The organism is Pseudomonas alkylphenolica (genome assembly GCF_000746525.1).
In the GTDB taxonomy this organism is placed as follows: Bacteria; Pseudomonadota; Gammaproteobacteria; order Pseudomonadales; family Pseudomonadaceae; genus Aquipseudomonas; species Aquipseudomonas alkylphenolica.
Window position 1 is genome coordinate 441,220 of record NZ_CP009048.1, and the last position, 17,271, is coordinate 458,490.

A 17,271-nucleotide genomic window follows, 5' to 3' on the forward strand; every position below is an offset into this window, starting at 1 on the left:
CAGGTTGCCGCGCCTTGCCTATACTTTCTCCGCAGCCTTTGATTTCAGGGGCCGAACCGTTAAAAGCAGAGGGTTACCGCGTGGATCATCTCGTACTGACAGTGATCGCCCCCGACAAAGCCGGCCAGGTCGAACGTATCGCTGAATGCATTGCCGAGCATAACGGTAACTGGTTGGAGAGCCGCATGTCGCGGATGGCCGGGCAGTTTGCCGGGATCCTCAAGGTAGCGGTGCCGGCCGAGTCCTACGAAGAGCTGGTCCGGGCCCTGGAAGCCTTGAGCAAACATGATATTCGCGTGCTGATTGCCAAAAGCGGCATCGATCCGTCCTGTACCTGGAAGCCGATTGCCATGGAGCTGGTGGGCAATGACCGCCCAGGTATTGTCCGTGACATCACCCGCTTGCTGGCCGAACAGGGGGTCAATGTCGAGCGCCTCAGCACCGACGTGCGTCCGGCCCCGATGAGCAGCGAGCCGCTGTTTCACGCCGATGCGTTGCTGGCGATGCCTTTGACCCTTTCTCTGGATGTGCTTCAGGCCAAGCTTGAGGAACTGGCGGATGACCTGATGGTGGAACTCAAGCTGCGGCCGGAAGATTGATTTAGGCTGCAGGAGACCTCCCAGTAGGAGCGGATTTATCCGCGAAGGCCGGAAGTACGACGCCAAACCGGGCCTGCTACGCAGCCCATCGCGGATAAATCCGCTCCTACAGGGAGCAGTGCAGCGATGGGGTTATCCCGGTTTCACGGGGATGGCCCTGTGGATAACCTGGGGGGATCGTCCGCCAGCCCAGTCACAGCGGGCCTTTGCGCCACTTGAGCAAAAAACCACCAATAATCAGTGGCTTGTGCACAAAGCACGGGGATGAGGGTGTGGATAACCTTGGGAGAGGTTGCTGCAGGCCACGAATCACGTGGCCTGTAGAGGATTGTACGTTTTTTGATCAGCTGCGCCGGCGCAAGCTTAGCCAGGCATCGACGCTGTAGAGGGCAAGACCGGCCCAGATGAACATGAAGGCCACCAGTGTGCTGCTCGACAGGTGCTCACCAAACAGCAGCACCGCCTGCAGCAGCACCAGCGTCGGCGCCAGGTACTGCAGAAAGCCCAATGTGGTGTAAGGCAGGTGCCGAGCGGCAGCGTTAAAACATACCAGCGGCACCAGGGTCACCGGGCCGGCGGCGATCAGCCAGAGCGCTTCGCTGCTGGTATAGAAGCTCGCTTGAGCGCTATGGGCCATGGGGTTGAGCAGCAGCCAGCCGATGGCCAGCGGTATCAGCATCCAGGTTTCCACCACCAAGCCCGGCAAGGCCGCGACCGGTGCCTGCTTGCGAATCAAACCGTAGAAGCCGAAGCTCAGTGCCAGCACCAGTGAAACCCAGGGCAGGCTGCCGACTTGCCAGACTTGCTGAGCCACACCGAGTGCCGCCAGGCCTACGGCAACCCACTGCAAGCGGCGCAGGCGCTCACCCAGCAGCAACATGCCCAGCAGCACGTTGACCAGCGGGTTGATGTAATAGCCCAGGCTGGCTTCAAGCATGCGTCCGTTGTTCACCGACCAGACATAGGTCAGCCAGTTGCCGGCAATCAATGAGCCACTGAGGGCCAGGATCGCCAGACGCTTGGGGTTGTCACGCAGCTCGCGCCACCAGCCCGGATGCTTCCAGACCAACAACAGCAACGAGCCGAACAGTGCCGACCAGAGCACGCGGTGGACGATGATTTCCACCGCTGGCACGCTTTGCAGCGCTTTGAAGTAGAGCGGGAACAAGCCCCAGATGATGTAGGCGGTCAAGCCCAGGATGTACCCGCGGCGCGGGTTGGCGGCGTGCATGCAAATTCCTTGCTTAGGCAGCTATCTAAAAGCACCGCTATTGTAGACAGACTTGGGCGTGTGTCAGAACAATTTCAGCGGTTCTTCATCTAGTGCCGCCATCTGCTCGCGCAGGGCGAGAATCTGGTCGCCCCAGTAACGCTCCTGGCCGAACCAGGGGAAGCTGCGCGGAAATGCCGGATCGTCCCAACGCCGTGCCAGCCAGGCGCTGTAGTGCAGCAGGCGCAGGGCGCGCAGCGGCTCGATCAGGGCCAGCTCGCGGGGGTCGAAATCGTGGAACTCGTTGTAGCCATCCATCAGTTCGGCCAGTTGGCCCAGGCGTTCATGACGGTCGCCGGCAAGCATCATCCACAGGTCCTGGACGGCGGGGCCCATGCGGCAGTCATCAAGGTCGACAATGTGGAAGACTTCGTCGCGGCACATCATATTGCCTGGATGGCAGTCGCCGTGCAGACGGATGGTTTTGTGCGGGGTGCTGGCATAGATGGCTTCGACCCGTTTGAGCAGGTCGCGGGCGACTGACTCGAAGGCCGGCAGCAGGCTTTTCGGCACGAAATTGCCTTCAAGCAGCGTGGCCAGCGAGGCGTGGCCAAAGTTATCCACTGCCAGGGCTTCACGGTGCTCGAACGGGCGGGTAGCGCCGACTGCATGCAGGCGTCCGAGCAACTGGCCGAGGCGATAGAGCTGGTCGAGATTGCCGGGTTCCGGGGCGCGGCCGCCACGGCGGGGGAACAGGGTGAAGCGAAAACCGCTGTGTTCGAACAGGGTTTTGCCGTTGTGGATAAGTGGCGCTACGACGGGTACTTCGCACTCGGCCAGCTCGGCGGTGAAGCTGTGTTCCTCGAGAATCGCCGCATCGGTCCAGCGGTCCGGGCGGTAGAACTTGGCGATCAGTGGTTCAGACTCTTCGATACCTACCTGGTAGACGCGGTTCTCGTAGCTGTTGAGTGCCAGAACGCGGGCATCGCTGAGAAAGCCGATGCTCTCCACAGCGTCGAGGACCAGGTCGGGGGTAAGGGTTTCGAAGGGGTGCGACATGTCAGCTCCTGCTGTGCGGTTCCCTGCATGGTATCGCACATCACCGAGCACTGTAGGGACAGATGATTTGGCTGGATAGCTGCCTTAACCCGGTGGGAGCGGGCTTGTCCCGCGATGCGATGTGACTGACAAACCGCAATCGCGGGGCAAGCCCGCTCCCACCGAGTCAAGGCAGTGCTTCAATCAGGTCCCGACGATCCCGCCATCCTCCCGGCTGATCGCCATTACCGACGAACGCGGCTTGCCGTTGGGTAGATGCTCAGGAAAAGTCGAGCCACCCGTTTCACCCGGATGCTGAATCCCCACGAACAAGGTGCGTTGGTCTGGCGCAAAAGCAATACCCGTCACTTCACAGGCCACCGGCCCGACCATGAAGCGCCGGATCTCGCCGCTGACCGGATCGGCACAGAGCATCTGGTTATTGCCCATGCCGGCGAAATCACCGCTATTGCTGTAGTCACCATCGGTGAGGATCCACAACCGGCCATCCGGATCGAAGCCCAGCCCGTCCGGGCTGTTGAACATGTTCTGCGGGGTAATGTTGCTTGAACCGCCCTTGGCATCATCAGGGTGTACCGAAGGGTTGCCGGCGACCACGAACAGGTCCCAGTCGAAGCTCATGGCGCCGTGGTCATTATCAGTTTCACGCCAGCGCAGGATCTGCCCGTAGAGATTTTTCTCCCGTGGGTTGGGGCCGCCTGCCGGTTGGCCTTCTTCCCCGCGTTTGACGTTGTTGGTCAGGGTGCAATAGACCTGACCGTCCTTGGGGCTGACCACAATCCATTCCGGGCGGTCCATGCGCGTGGCCTTGAGCTGGCTGGCAGCCAGGCGCGCATGGATCAGGACCTGGGCCTGACTGGCAAAACCGTTGGCGGCAATCAGGCCGTTCTTGCCATGGCTCAGCTCCAGCCACTGACCTTTGCCTCGCGGATGGTCGGCGTTCTGGTCGCCATCGTCGAACCGCGCGACATACAGGGTGCCGTGGTCGAGCAGGCTGCGGTTGGCGCTGGGGTTCTTGTGGTCGATGCGGTCGCGGCTGATGAATTTGTAGATGAACTCACCGCGCTCATCGTCGCCCATGTAGACCACCGCCCGGCCATCGCGGGTTTCGCCAAGGGCCGCGTTTTCGTGCTTGAAACGGCCCAGGGCCGTACGCTTGACCGGGGTCGAGTCCGGATCGAACGGATCGATTTCCACCACCCAGCCATGACGGTTCAGTTCATTGGGGTTCTTCGCCAGGTCAAAGCGCGGGTCGTGCCGGTGCCAGCCGATTTCCTTGCTGTCGATCGTGGCTCCGTAGCGTTTCTGCCCGGCATCAAACACATGGGCCGGATCGCTGCTGCCGAAGCAGTCGGTGAAGTTCTCTTCGCAGGTCAGGTAGGTGCCCCACGGCGTCTTGCCGTTGGCGCAGTTCTGGAACGTGCCGAGCACCTTGCGGCCGCTGTTGTCGGCCGCGGTCTTCATCAAGGCATCGCCCGCCGCCGGGCCGCTGACACGGATCGGTGAGTTGCCGTGGATGCGCCGGTTGTAGGGCGAGCCCTGGACGAACTGCCATTGGCCGTTGCTGCGTTTGACCTCGATCACCGAGACGCCTTCGGCAGCCTGGGCCTTGTGCACGTCTTCGGCGGAGGCCGGTTGTCCGCCGTGAGCGAACAGATAGCGGTAGTTGGTGTATTCGTTGTTGATGGCCATCAACGCCCGATTGTCATCATCGGGGAAGGGGAACAGGCTCATGCCGTCATTGTTGTCACCGAACTGCAGTTCCTGGGCCTTGGCTGTGCCCTGGCCGGATGCATCGAAGGCCGGGGCATCGGCATGCAGCGGCTGGCCCCAGCTGATCAGTACCGAGGCTTTGTAACCAGGGGGCAGGCTGATGCTGTCGGCGGTGGCACTGGGGATGCTGGTAAAGCCGAGCAGGCTGCTGTTGGCGGCGCTGACACTGGCGGCCATGACGCTGCGGCTGAGCAGATTGCCACTCAGGAACAGGGCGGCGCCGCACAGGGCGCCCGCTCCGATGAAACGACGGCGACTCAGGCTGACCAGCTGTTCGAGGTCGGTGGACTGGTGTTCTTCTAATAGGTTCATGACAGGCTTCCTGCGGGTTTGGCAGTCACCTTAGTCAGCGCTTATGACGGTTTTGTGTCGGTTTTACAAAGGCGTTCCGATAAGGACGTAGGACGGTTGAAACTGAACGCGTAGGTTGCTGCCTGCAGCCACTGCATGGGCGTTGAGCCAGGCAGGTTCAGCGAAGGTGCACAGGGTTTGCCCGTTGCTCAATGTCAGGCGCACCTCAGTCGGCCCCTGAGGCTCGTCGAGCAGTTCCTCAACCTTGGCCTGCAGGCAGTTGTAGCCCGCCAGTGGGCGCTCTTGAGGGCTGAGCAGGGTCAGCCAGCCCGCCTTGATCAGGGCCACCACGGTAGTGCCCGGGGTCAGCTCCAGGCGCTGGGTGCTATCGCGGGTAATCAGTGCGTCGATGCTCAGGTCGCCGGCCAGGGCCAGACTGATACGGTCGTAATGCCCTTGTGCCTCGATGGCACTGACCCGGCCGTGCAACTGATTGCGCGCGCTGGTGCGCAGCATCAGGCGACCGAGCAGGTCGAGGTCGCTGGCGTCTTCGGCGGCTTCCAGAATCTGTGCCTGCAACGCTTGCAGGCGCTGGTACAGGCGCAGCACCCGTTGGCCTTCTTGCGACAGCTTGGCGCCACCACCGCCGCGGCCACCGACACTGCGCTCTACCAGTGGGCTGGCCGCCAGGTTATTGAGTTCGTCGATGGCATCCCACGCCGCTTTGTAACTCATGCCGGCGCTCTTGGCCGCACGGGTGATCGAGCCTTGTTCGGCAATGTGCTGCAGCAAGGCGATCCGCTGTGGGCGGCGAACAATGTGTTGGGTGAGCAGGGCTGGCAAGGACATGTGCGGGCACGAGTATGTAGGAAATATCAGCCACGAAAGTGCCCGCAGCCTGACGGCAAGTCAAGCGCTGCCGGGCTTGGCGGTGCGTGCCAGACAATAGACATCGACGCGGCGAGCGCCGGCCTTGAGCAGCAGGCTGGCCAGGGCCTGGGCGGTGGCGCCGGTGGTCAGCACATCGTCGATCAGGGCCAGGTGCCGACCTTCCAGCCGGTCGGCGTTTTCCACGGTAAAGGCCTGGCGTAGATTGCGCTTGCGCTGCCGGGCGTTGAGGCCCTGCTGCGCCGGTGTGTCGACCAGGCGCTTGAGTAACCGTTCGTCGCAGGCGATACCGGTGTGCACGGCCAGCCAGCGGGCCAACATGGCGGCCTGGTTGTAGCCGCGCTGGCGCAAGCGGCGACGGCTCAGGGGTACCGGCAGGAGCAGCGCCGGACGCGGCAGGCCGTCGCTGAAACGGTGTGTCAGCCAGCGGCCCAGCAACTGTGCCAACAGGTGCCCGAGCGGCCACTGGCTGTGGTACTTGAACCGGCTGATCAGCGCATCCAGCGGAAAACCGTAGTGCCACGGCGCCTCAACCCGGTAGAAAGCCGGTGCACGGCGGCTGCACTGGCCGCAGGTCAAACCGTGCATCGGCAGCGGCAAGGCGCACACCTGGCAGCCATCTTCCAGCCAGGGTAGGTCGGCTTCGCAGGCGACGCAAAGCGGGTAGGGTTGGTCGGCGGTTTCATTGCACAGTAGACAGGTATGGTCATTATTTAACCACTTGTAAACCATGCTTTTGAGTTGTGGTTGACAGTGCATCGAGCTTCCTTAACTATGCGAGCTATCCGTGATGCGCTGGCGGGCAATCCTGTTCCGGCGCCAGAACAAGCCTAAACAAGGAACCGCCGATGAGCGCCAGCACAACTGCAACAACACGTCACGACTGGACCCTGGCCGAGGTCAAGGCGCTGTTCCAGCAACCGTTCAATGACTTGCTGTTTCAGGCGCAGACCGTGCACCGTGCGCACTTCGACGCCAACCGCGTTCAGGTCTCGACCCTGCTGTCGATCAAGACCGGCGCCTGCCCGGAGGATTGCAAATATTGTCCACAGTCCGGTCACTACAACACCGGGCTGGAAAAACAGAAGTTGATGGAAGTGCAGAAGGTCCTCGAAGAGGCCGCTCGCGCCAAGGCCATCGGCTCTACCCGGTTCTGCATGGGCGCGGCCTGGAAGCACCCGTCGGCCAAAGACATGCCTTACGTGCTGCAGATGGTCAAAGGGGTCAAGGCCATGGGCCTGGAAACCTGCATGACCCTGGGCAAGCTCGACCAGGAACAGACCCAGGCGCTGGCCGAAGCCGGGCTCGATTACTACAACCACAACCTCGACACCTCGCCGGAGTTCTACGCCAGCATCATCACCACCCGTACCTACAGCGAGCGCCTGCAGACCCTGTCCTACGTGCGTGACGCCGGGATGAAGATCTGCTCGGGCGGCATCCTCGGCATGGGCGAGTCGCTGGATGACCGCGCCGGCCTGCTGATCCAGCTGGCCAACCTGCCGGAGCATCCGGAGTCGGTACCGATCAACATGCTGGTGAAAGTCGCTGGCACGCCGTTGGAAAACGCCGAAGAGGTCGATCCGTTCGACTTTATCCGCATGCTCGCCGTAGCGCGGATCCTGATGCCGAAATCCCATGTGCGGCTGTCGGCCGGCCGCGAGGCAATGAACGAGCAGATGCAGGCCCTGGCGTTCTTTGCCGGCGCCAACTCGATTTTCTACGGCGAGAAACTGCTGACCACCGCCAACCCGCAGGCCGACAAGGACATGCAACTGTTCGCCCGCCTCGGCATCCAGCCTGAAGCCCGTGAAGAGCATGCCGACGAAGTCCATCAGGCGGCCATCGAACAGGCGCTGATCGAACAGAAGAGCAGCGAGCTGTTCTACAACGCCGCCTCGGCCTGAGGCGCCCATGGCTTTTGATCTTCGTGCGCGGCTGGAACAACGCCGCGCTGCCGACCTGTACCGTCAGCGGCCGTTACTGCAGAGCCCGCAAGGGCCGCAAGTGGTGGTCGATGGGCAGCCGTTGCTGGCTTTTTGCAGCAACGACTACCTGGGCCTGGCCAATCACCCTGAAGTGATCGCCGCCTGGCGCGCCGGTGCTGAACGCTGGGGCGTAGGCGGAGGCGCTTCGCACCTGGTGATCGGCCACAGCACCCCGCACCATGAAGTGGAAGAGGCGCTGGCCGAACTCACCGGCCGGCCACGCGCGTTGCTGTTTACCACCGGCTACATGGCCAATCTCGGTGCCTTGACGGCGCTGGTCGGGCAGGGTGATACGGTGCTGCAAGACCGCCTCAATCATGCCTCGCTGCTTGATGCCGGCCTGCTCAGCGGCGCGCGCTTCAATCGTTACCTGCACAACGACGCGGGCAGCCTGGCCAGCCGTCTGGACAAGGCGGTGGGCAATACCCTGGTGGTCACTGACGGGGTGTTTAGCATGGATGGCGACATTGCCGATCTGCCGGCCCTGGCTGCCACAGCCAAGGCCCGCGACGCCTGGCTGATGGTCGATGATGCCCATGGCTTCGGCACGCTGGGGCGCAACGGCGGCGGGATTGTCGAGCATTTCGGCTTGAGCACCGAGCAGGTGCCGGTGCTGATCGGCACGCTGGGCAAGGCGTGCGGTACTGCCGGTGCCTTTGTTGCCGGCAGCGAGGAGCTGATCGAGTGCCTGATCCAGTTCGCCCGCCCCTACATCTATACCACCAGCCAGCCACCGGCGTTGGCGTGTGCCACCTTGCGCAGCCTGCAACTGCTGCGCAGCGAGCACTGGCGCCGAGAGCATCTGGCGGCGCTGATCCAGCAGTTTCGTAGCGGCGCCGAGCAAATCGGCCTGCAGTTGATGGACAGCTTCACCCCGATTCAACCGATCCTGATCGGCGACAGTGCGCGGGCCTTGCGCCTTTCGCAGATGCTGCGCGAACGCGGCTTGCTGGTCACCGCAATCCGTCCACCGACGGTACCCGCTGGCAGCGCGCGCCTGCGGGTAACCTTGAGCGCGGCGCACAGTGCGGCTCAGGTGCAGCTATTGTTGGATGCATTGTCCGACTGTTATCCGCTGCTGGAGCCTGCTGATGCGTAACCGACTGGTGCTTCTGCCGGGCTGGGGCCTGGGACGTTCGGCATTGCAGCCATTGGTGGCGGCGTTGCGCGCCATCGACCCCGGCTTGCAGGTCGAAATCCAGGATTTGCCCAGTCTGGTGTCGAATGATCCGCAGGACTGGCTCGACAAGCTCGACCGGCAATTGCCACGCAATGCCTGGCTCGGCGGCTGGTCGCTGGGCGGCATGCTCGCCGCCGAACTGGCGGCGCGCCGTGGCGATGACTGCTGCGGATTGATCACCCTGGGCAGCAACCTCAGTTTCGTCAGCCGCCCGGACTGGCCGCACGCTATGCCGGCAGACACGTTCCAGACCTTCCTCGAAGGCTGCCGCTATCACACCCAGGTCACCCTCAAGCGCTTCATTTCGCTGTGCAGCCAGGGCGCTGAAGAACCTCGCAGCCTGGCCCGCTTGCTCGGTGCGGCGATGCCTGAACCTGCCCCCGAACAACTGGTGGCCGGCCTCGAAGTGCTCGGCCAGCTCGATACCCGGGCAGCGCTGCAGGCCTATGGCGGCCCGCAGTTGCACCTGTTTGCCGGTCGTGACGGATTGGTGCCGGCCGAAGTCGCCGGGGTGTTGCTCGAAGAATTGCCCGACGTGGAAGTCGGGCTGCTGGAAGACAGTGCTCATGGTTTTGTGATGGAAACACCTCATGAGTTGGCGGCTGCGATAAAGGCCTTTGTACATGAGAGTGGCGATGACTGATCTTTCCCAACCGGGCCTGCCCGGCGCCTTGCCTGACAAGCGTCAGGTCGCGGCCTCGTTCTCGCGCGCTGCCGCCAGTTACGACAGCGTTGCCGAACTGCAGCGCGCGGTGGGTAGCGCCTTGCTTGAACAACTGCCCACCAGCATCGCGCCGCAACGCTGGCTGGACCTGGGCAGCGGCACCGGCTATTTCAGCCGCGCTTTGCACAAGCGCTTCCCGCAGGCCGCAGGTGTTGCCGTGGATATTGCCGAAGGCATGCTCCAGCATGCACGCGAGCAAGGTGGGGCGCACTACCATGTGGCTGGCGATGCCGAGCGTTTGCCAATGCAGGACGCCAGCGTCGAGCTGATCTTTACCAGCCTGGCGGTGCAATGGTGTGGCGATTTTCGCGCCGTGCTCAGTGAAGCTCGACGGGTCCTGCAACCGGGCGGTGTGCTGGCCTTCGCCAGCCTTTGCGCCGGCACATTGCATGAGCTGCGCGAGAGCTGGCAGGCGGTCGATGGCCTGGTGCATGTCAATCGCTTCCGCCCTCTGCAGGACTACCAGCGCCTGTGTGCCGGGAGTGAGTTGCAGGTACTGGGGCTGGAGGTTCGCCCGCATGTGCTGTATTACCCCGATGTGCGCAGCCTGACCCACGAACTCAAGGCGCTCGGCGCGCACAACCTCAACCCGGGCCGCCCGGCCGGGCTGACCGGACGGGCGCGGATGCAGGGGTTGTTGCAGGCCTATGAGCAATTTCGTCAAGCGCAAGGACTGCCAGCCACTTATCAGGTGGTCTACGGTGTACTGCAAAAGCCGCTGATAGAAGGGAAGTGAAATGAGCCCAGCCTATTTCATCGCCGGAACCGACACCGATGTCGGCAAGACCACCGTGGCTGCCGGGTTGTTGCATGCGGCGCAGCTGGCGGGCCTGAGCACGCTGGGCGCCAAACCGGTAGCCTCCGGTTGCACTGCCAGCGCCAAAGGCTTGCGCAATGACGATGCCCTGGCGCTGATTGCCCAGAGTTCGGTCAAGTTGCCTTACGAACAGGTCAATCCCTTCGCTTTCGAGCCCGCCATTGCCCCGCATCTGGCGGCCCGTGAAGCCGGTGTCACGCTGAACGTGCAAGCTTTGCTGGACCCTATGCGCGCAGTGCTGGCTCAGGGCGCAGATTTCACCCTGATCGAAGGTGCCGGTGGCTGGCGCGTACCGCTGTCTGATCAAGCCAACCTGTCGGACCTGGCCATTGCCTTGAAGCTGCCGGTGATTCTGGTGGTCGGCGTGCGCCTGGGCTGCATCAACCATGCCTTGCTCAGCGCCGAAGCCATTGCCCGCGACGGGCTGCAACTGGCCGGCTGGGTCGCGAACATTGTCGATCCACGCACCTCGCGCCTTGAAGAGAACCTGGCGAGTCTGGCCGAGCGATTGCCAGCGCCGTGCCTGGGGCGGGTACCCAAGCTCAAGCAGGTCAGCGCTGAAGCAGTGGCGGACCACTTGCAGCTGGACCTGCTGGACTAGCCTGCGTCTATCGTATGGCAACATGCCATTAGCGATTTCAACGGGCCTTTTATCGGCAGGTCTGCTTCAATAGGGGCTGTTCGCCTTCAGCGTCATGGAGTTTCGACATGGAAATCTCAGGCAACTCAGCATTCTACGCCGGGCTCGGTGCGATCCAGGCCGGGCAGAACCGCGTCGATCAGGCCGCCAGCCAGATCGCCAACACCACCGTCGAGCGCGCCGCCACCAGCCAGTCCAGTGACTATCAGGCCGAGCGTCTGCGTGCGGTCGATCGCAGCCAGCAGATGGACCTGGCCACCAGCAGTGTGGAAATGGCCCTGGGCAAGCATCAGGTCGAACTCGGTGTCAAAGTGGCCAAAGCATCGGACGAAATGCTCGGCACGCTGATCGACACCTACGCCTGACCCTCCCGCCGCGCTCGCTGCGGGTCTTCAACTATTCTTTGAGTATCAGCGCCTTGGCTTTGCCGGCAGGCGCTCGGCTGCGCGTGCGTGGGGTTTTTTGCCCACCAAACCACGCAGTCTTGCATGACCGAACTGCCCTCGGGTTGATGCTTGACAAGTTTTCGGCGTAAACGTATGTTTCAAACAACTGTTTGACCGAATGCCAACAACAACGGATCGGTCGTGGTCTCTCTATCCAGGATTCATCAGCAGAGGTTCATCGCTATGCCTGATTACAAAGCCCCCTTGCGTGATATTCGCTTCGTTCGTGACGAGCTGCTGGGTTACGAAGCGCATTATCAGAGCCTGCCGGCTTGCCAGGACGCCACTCCAGACATGGTGAATGCCATCCTCGAGGAAGGTGCCAAGTTTTGTGAACAGGTGCTGGCCCCGCTGAACCGTGTCGGTGACCTGGAAGGCTGCACCTGGAGCGAGTCGGGCGTGAAGACCCCGACCGGTTTCAAGGAAGCCTACAACCAGTTCGTCGAAGGCGGCTGGCCGAGCCTGGCCCATGACGTCGAGCACGGCGGTCAGGGTCTGCCCGAGTCGCTGGGCCTGGCGATCAGCGAAATGGTCGGTGAGTCGAACTGGTCGTGGGGCATGTACCCTGGCCTGTCGCATGGCGCGATGAACACCATCTCCGAGCACGGCACCGCCGAGCAGCAAGAAACCTACCTGACCAAGCTGGTGTCCGGCGAATGGACCGGCACCATGTGCCTGACCGAACCTCACTGCGGTACCGACCTGGGCATGCTGCGCACCAAGGCCGAACCTCAGGCCGATGGTTCCTACAAAGTGACCGGCACCAAGATCTTCATCTCGGCCGGTGAACACGACATGGCCGGTAACATCGTCCACATCGTGCTGGCTCGCCTGCCCGATGCACCGGCGGGTACCAAAGGTATCTCGCTGTTCATCGTGCCGAAGTTCCTGCCGACCGCCGAAGGCACTGTCGGTGAGCGCAACGCCGTGTCCTGTGGTTCCATCGAACACAAGATGGGCATCCACGGCAACGCCACCTGCGTGATGAACTTCGACGCCGCAACCGGCTACCTGATCGGCCCGGCCAACAAAGGCCTGAACTGCATGTTCACCTTCATGAACACCGCTCGCCTGGGTACCGCGCTGCAAGGCCTGGCCCACGCCGAAGTGGCGTTCCAGGGTGGCCTGAAATACGCTCGCGACCGCCTGCAAATGCGCTCGCTGACTGGCCCGAAAGCGCCGGACAAAGCCGCTGACCCGATCATCGTTCACCCTGATGTACGTCGCATGCTGCTAACCATGAAGGCCTTCGCCGAAGGCAACCGCGCGATGGTGTACTTCACCGCCAAGCAGGTCGACATCGTCAAGTACAGCCAGGACGAAGAAGAGAAGAAGAAAGCCGACGCACTGCTGGCTTTCATGACCCCGATCGCCAAGGCATTCATGACCGAAGTCGGCTTCGAAGCGGCCAACCACGGCGTCCAGATCTATGGCGGCCACGGCTTCATCGCCGAGTGGGGCATGGAGCAGAACGTTCGCGACAGCCGTATCTCCATGCTGTACGAAGGCACCACCGGCATCCAGGCGCTGGACCTGCTCGGCCGTAAAGTGCTGATGACCCAGGGCGAAGCGCTCAAAGGCTTCACCAAGATCGTGCACAAGTTCTGCCAGAACAACGAAGGCAACGAAGCGATCAGCGAGTTCGTCGCACCGCTGGCCCAGCTGAACAAAGAGTGGGGCGAGCTGACCATGAAGGTCGGTATGGCGGCGATGAAAGACCGCGAAGAAGTCGGTGCTGCCTCGGTGGACTACCTGATGTACTCCGGTTACGCCTGCCTGGCCTACTTCTGGGCCGACATGGCGCGCCTGGCTGCCGAGAAACTGGCTGCCGGTACCAGCGAAGAAGCCTTCTACACTGCCAAGCTGCAGACCGCGCGTTTCTACTTCCAGCGCATCCTGCCGCGTACCCGCACCCACGTTGCGACCATGCTGTCGGGCGCCAACAACCTGATGGACATGAACGAAGAGCACTTCGGTCTCTCGTACTGAGTCATCTGCTGTAACGAAAACGCCTGCCCTTATCCGGCAGGCTTTTTTGTTTGTGGTGTCCTGGTGGGAGCGGGCTTGCCCCGCGATTGCGATTTGACTGACACACCGCAATCGCGGGGCAAGCCCGCTCCCACCGCCACCGCCACCGCATGCACGCCCACCATAGATTCCGACCAAGCGCATTCATCAATTCATGTGCACTGCCGATACCTTAAAGGCACAATGCCATTATTGATCTGCCGGGTCGGAGATTACCCTTGTTTCGTTTATCCGCAGTACGTCCGAGCCACTTCCTGCCGTCAGTCTGTTTGCTGGTGTCAGGGCTCGCCGCCGCTTATGTGAGAGACCTCAACGTCTTCTTCACATCGCTGTTCAATGTCTTGCCTACCTTGGTGCTGTTGCTGGGCGGCGCCTACTGCGCCGTGTATCGCCGTCAGCGCGAACTGTTTCTGATGGTCACGGTGTACATCGCCTATTTCCTGCTCGACACCCAGACCGATTTCTATCGCGACAATGGCCGGGTTCGGGAAGATGCGGCGGTGGTGTTCCATTTGGTCTGTCTACTGCTGCCGCTGATGTTTGCCCTCTACGGCGCCTGGCAGGAGCGCACACATCTGTTCCAGGACATGGTCGCGCGTTTCGCCGTCTTGCTGGCTGTCGGCAGCGTCGCCCTGGGCCTTGAGCAAAGTTTTCCACAGGCATTGTTGGGCTGGCTGGCAGAAATTCGCTGGCCGTCGCTGCATGGCCAGTGGATGAGTCTGATCCAGCTGGCGTATCCGGTGTTCATCATTGCCTTCGTCCTGCTGGTGGTGCAGTACCTGCGTGAGCCCAGGCCTTTGCATGCCGCGCAGGTGATTGGCCTGATCGGGATTTTCTGGATGTTGCCCAAGACCTTCATCCTGCCCTTCACCCTGAACATCATGTGCAGTCAGGTGATGCTGATGATCGCTGCGGCGGTTTCCCACGAGGCCTATCAGATGGCGTTTCGTGATGAACTCACCGGCCTGCCCGGACGCCGGGCCCTCAACGAGCGCATGCAGCGCATGGGGCGCAACTATGTGCTGGCGATGACCGACGTCGATCACTTCAAGAAATTCAACGACACCCATGGTCACGATGTCGGTGACCAGGTGCTGCGTCTGGTGGCCAGCAAGCTGTCCAAGGTGACCGGTGGCGGCCGCGCCTATCGCTACGGTGGTGAGGAATTCGCCCTGGTGTTTGCCGGTAAGAGCATCGAGGAGTGCATGCCGCATCTGGAAGCGGTGCGCGAGGTGATCGCCAACTACAACATCCAGTTGCGCAACCAGGACAACCGTCCCCAGGACGACCAGCAGGGGCGCCAGCGCCGCGGGGCGTCTGCAGCGACCAGTGTTTCTGTGACCATCAGTATCGGCGCCAGCGAACGCCTGATCGATCACCGCTCTCCCGACGAAGTGCTCAAGTCGGCGGACCAGGCGCTCTACAGCGCCAAGGGCGCGGGACGTAACTGCGTCATGGCCTACGGTCATCAGGCCAAGCGGGGTGCAGTGCGTACGGCGTGACCGTGAGTGACTGTATGGTCACTAGATGACCCTATGTCTCGCAAAAGTTGTTCGGTTACACTGCTTGCATAACAGTGAAGCGGTCCTGCGGGACCGTCCCCGACTCAAGTGTGAGAGGTTGCCATGGCTGACTATAAAGCGCCCCTGCGCGATATGCGCTTCGTCCTCAATGAAGTCTTCGAAGTTTCCAAGCTCTGGGCGCAATTGCCGGGCCTGGCCGAAGCTGTCGATGAAGAGACCGCCCTGGCGGTGCTGGAGGAGGCCGGCAAGGTCACAGGCAAAAGCATCGCGCCGCTGAGCCGTAGCGGTGACGAAGAAGGCTGCCATTGGGACAACGGTGCGGTGCGCACCCCGGCCGGTTTCATCGAGGCTTACAAGACCTACGCTGAAGGTGGCTGGGTCGGCGTCGGTGGTGACCCTGCCTACGGCGGCATGGGCATGCCCAAGGTGATCTCGGCTCAGGTCGAGGAAATGGTCAACTCCTCGAGCCTGGCGTTCGGTCTGTATCCGATGCTGACCGCTGGCGCTTGTCTGTCGATCAACGCCCACGCCAGCGACGAGCTCAAGGAAAAGTACCTGCCGAACATGTACGCCGGTATCTGGGCAGGCTCCATGTGCCTGACCGAGCCGCACGCGGGAACCGACCTGGGCATTATTCGCACCAAGGCCGAGCCGCAAGCTGATGGCAGCTACAAAGTCAGCGGCACCAAGATTTTCATCACCGGCGGTGAGCACGACCTGACCGAGAACATCATTCACCTGGTGCTGGCCAAGCTGCCGGATGCGCCCGCCGGGCCGAAGGGCATTTCCCTGTTCCTGGTGCCCAAGTTCATGGTCAACGCCGATGGCAGCCTGGGTGCGCGCAACCCGGCCAACTGCGGTTCGATCGAGCACAAGATGGGGATCCAGGCTTCGGCCACCTGCGTGATGAACTTCGATGAAGCCGTGGGTTACCTGGTCGGCGAGCCGAACAAGGGCCTGGCGGCGATGTTCACCATGATGAACTACGAGCGTCTGGGCGTGGGTATCCAGGGCCTGGCGTCGGCGGAACGTTCTTACCAGAATGCCATCGAGTACGCCCGTGACCGTCTGCAGAGCCGCTCACCTACCGGCCCGCAAGCCAAGGACAAGGTCGCTGACCCGATCATCGTTCACCCCGATGTGCGTCGCATGCTGCTGACCATGAAGGCGCTGAACGAAGGCGGTCGTGCCTTTTCTACCTACGTCGCCATGCAGCTGGACACCGCCAAGTTCAGCGAAGACGCAACCACCCGTAAACGTGCCGAAGACCTCGTCGCCCTGCTGACCCCGGTATCCAAGGCTTTCCTCACCGACCTCGGCCTGGAGTCTGCGGTGCATGGCCAGCAAGTGTTCGGTGGTCATGGCTATATTCGCGAGTGGGGCCAGGAGCAACTGGTGCGTGATGTGCGCATCACCCAGATCTACGAGGGCACCAACGGCATCCAGGCGCTGGACCTGATGGGTCGCAAGGTCGTGGGCAGCGGCGGTGCGCTGTACAAGCTGTTCGCCGACGAGATCCGCCATTTCACCGCCACTGCCGGCAGTGAGCTGGGCGAGTTCGTCAAACCGCTGAACGCCGCCCTGGACAACCTCGACGACCTGACCGCCTGGGTTCTGGACCGGGCCAAGAACAACCCGAACGAAATCGGCGCAGCGTCAGTGGAGTACCTGCAGGTGTTCGGTTACACCGCCTATGCCTACATGTGGGCACTGATGGCACGTACCGCACTGGCCAAACAGGGTGAAGAGGATTTCTACGCCAGCAAACTCGGCACCGCGCGCTTCTACTTCGCCCGTTTGCTGCCGCGTATCCACTCGCTCAGCGCTTCGGTGAAAGCCGGTAGCGAGTCGCTGTACCTGCTGGATGCGGCACAGTTCTGACAATAGCGCGTCGTGTAAGTAATCTCTTACACGACGTGGTGACTTTTCGCCTCTATCGGAAGATTGGATCCACAGTTAATCTTCTCACATGGACGTCGCGCAGGAAGCGCAAAGTACATAACACGGACACGTAGGATTCCTGCCAGGGTGGCGGGGCGAAATGGATGTCAGGGAAACAGTCTGCAAAGCCCCGCTTCGGCGGGGTTTTCTTTTGCCCAAAGAAA

The 17,271-nt window shown here is 62.0% G+C and carries 15 protein-coding genes; 10 read left to right on the forward strand and 5 right to left on the reverse strand.

The window, feature by feature from the left end:
* Positions 1 to 80: 80 nt before the first annotated feature.
* Positions 81 to 599, forward strand: a complete 519-nt coding sequence (locus tag PSAKL28_RS02010; RefSeq protein WP_038605938.1) for a glycine cleavage system transcriptional repressor — start codon at positions 81 to 83, stop codon at positions 597 to 599.
* Positions 600 to 942: 343 nt separating this feature from the next.
* Here PSAKL28_RS02010 and rarD read toward each other — a convergent pair whose 3' ends face one another.
* From rarD to PSAKL28_RS02035, 5 genes are all read right to left on the reverse strand, one after another.
* The gene (rarD, locus tag PSAKL28_RS02015) at positions 943 to 1,830 is read right to left on the reverse strand and encodes an EamA family transporter RarD (RefSeq protein ID WP_038605940.1); all 888 of its coding nucleotides are present in this window, start codon (positions 1,828 to 1,830) and stop codon (positions 943 to 945) included.
* Positions 1,831 to 1,893: 63 nt separating this feature from the next.
* Complete coding sequence (locus PSAKL28_RS02020) at positions 1,894 to 2,868, reverse strand: serine/threonine protein kinase (RefSeq protein WP_038605942.1); 975 nt, start codon at positions 2,866 to 2,868, stop codon at positions 1,894 to 1,896.
* 183 nt (positions 2,869 to 3,051) lie between these two features.
* Positions 3,052 to 4,953 carry a PhoX family protein gene (locus tag PSAKL28_RS02025; protein ID WP_038605944.1) on the reverse strand — a complete coding sequence of 634 codons (1,902 nt, stop codon included), beginning with the start codon at positions 4,951 to 4,953 and terminating at the stop codon, positions 3,052 to 3,054.
* A gap of 63 nt (positions 4,954 to 5,016) precedes the next feature.
* Positions 5,017 to 5,781 (reverse strand): TOBE domain-containing protein, encoded by a 765-nt coding sequence (locus tag PSAKL28_RS02030; RefSeq protein WP_038605947.1) that lies wholly within the window; start codon positions 5,779 to 5,781, stop codon positions 5,017 to 5,019.
* Positions 5,782 to 5,841: 60 nt separating this feature from the next.
* Positions 5,842 to 6,579, reverse strand: coding sequence for a ComF family protein (locus tag PSAKL28_RS02035; protein ID WP_038605950.1), 738 nt, complete (start codon positions 6,577 to 6,579; stop codon positions 5,842 to 5,844).
* An 89-nt stretch (positions 6,580 to 6,668) separates the two neighbouring features.
* Between PSAKL28_RS02035 and bioB the strand changes: the two genes are divergently transcribed.
* The 9 genes from bioB (at position 6,669) to PSAKL28_RS02080 (ending at position 17,047) form a co-directional block, all read left to right on the forward strand.
* Positions 6,669 to 7,727 carry a biotin synthase BioB gene (gene bioB / locus PSAKL28_RS02040; protein ID WP_038605953.1) on the forward strand — a complete coding sequence of 353 codons (1,059 nt, stop codon included), beginning with the start codon at positions 6,669 to 6,671 and terminating at the stop codon, positions 7,725 to 7,727.
* Between the two features lie 7 nt (positions 7,728 to 7,734).
* Positions 7,735 to 8,907, forward strand: coding sequence for an 8-amino-7-oxononanoate synthase (gene bioF / locus PSAKL28_RS02045; protein WP_038605955.1), 1,173 nt, complete (start codon positions 7,735 to 7,737; stop codon positions 8,905 to 8,907).
* Positions 8,900 to 9,631, forward strand: a complete 732-nt coding sequence (locus PSAKL28_RS02050) for an alpha/beta fold hydrolase (protein ID WP_038605958.1) — start codon at positions 8,900 to 8,902, stop codon at positions 9,629 to 9,631. The genes bioF and PSAKL28_RS02050 overlap by 8 nt, the downstream gene beginning before the upstream one ends.
* Positions 9,624 to 10,448: a malonyl-ACP O-methyltransferase BioC gene (bioC, locus tag PSAKL28_RS02055; RefSeq protein WP_038605960.1), complete on the forward strand. Its 825-nt coding sequence runs from the start codon at positions 9,624 to 9,626 to the stop codon at positions 10,446 to 10,448. Before PSAKL28_RS02050 ends, bioC begins: the two co-directional genes overlap by 8 nt.
* A 1-nt stretch (position 10,449) precedes the next feature.
* Positions 10,450 to 11,130: a dethiobiotin synthase gene (gene bioD / locus PSAKL28_RS02060; RefSeq protein ID WP_038605962.1), complete on the forward strand. Its 681-nt coding sequence runs from the start codon at positions 10,450 to 10,452 to the stop codon at positions 11,128 to 11,130.
* A 107-nt stretch (positions 11,131 to 11,237) separates the two neighbouring features.
* Entirely contained in the window at positions 11,238 to 11,534 is a 297-nt protein-coding gene (locus PSAKL28_RS02065; protein WP_038605964.1) for a hypothetical protein, read from the forward strand.
* Positions 11,535 to 11,798: 264 nt separating this feature from the next.
* A complete protein-coding gene (locus PSAKL28_RS02070) occupies positions 11,799 to 13,604 on the forward strand; it encodes a phenylacyl-CoA dehydrogenase (protein WP_038605966.1) in 1,806 nt (601 codons plus the stop codon).
* A 257-nt stretch (positions 13,605 to 13,861) separates the two neighbouring features.
* The gene (locus PSAKL28_RS02075) at positions 13,862 to 15,145 is read left to right on the forward strand and encodes a GGDEF domain-containing protein (protein ID WP_038605967.1); all 1,284 of its coding nucleotides are present in this window, start codon (positions 13,862 to 13,864) and stop codon (positions 15,143 to 15,145) included.
* A gap of 123 nt (positions 15,146 to 15,268) precedes the next feature.
* Entirely contained in the window at positions 15,269 to 17,047 is a 1,779-nt protein-coding gene (locus PSAKL28_RS02080) for an acyl-CoA dehydrogenase C-terminal domain-containing protein (protein ID WP_038605969.1), read from the forward strand.
* Positions 17,048 to 17,271: the final 224 nt, after the last annotated feature.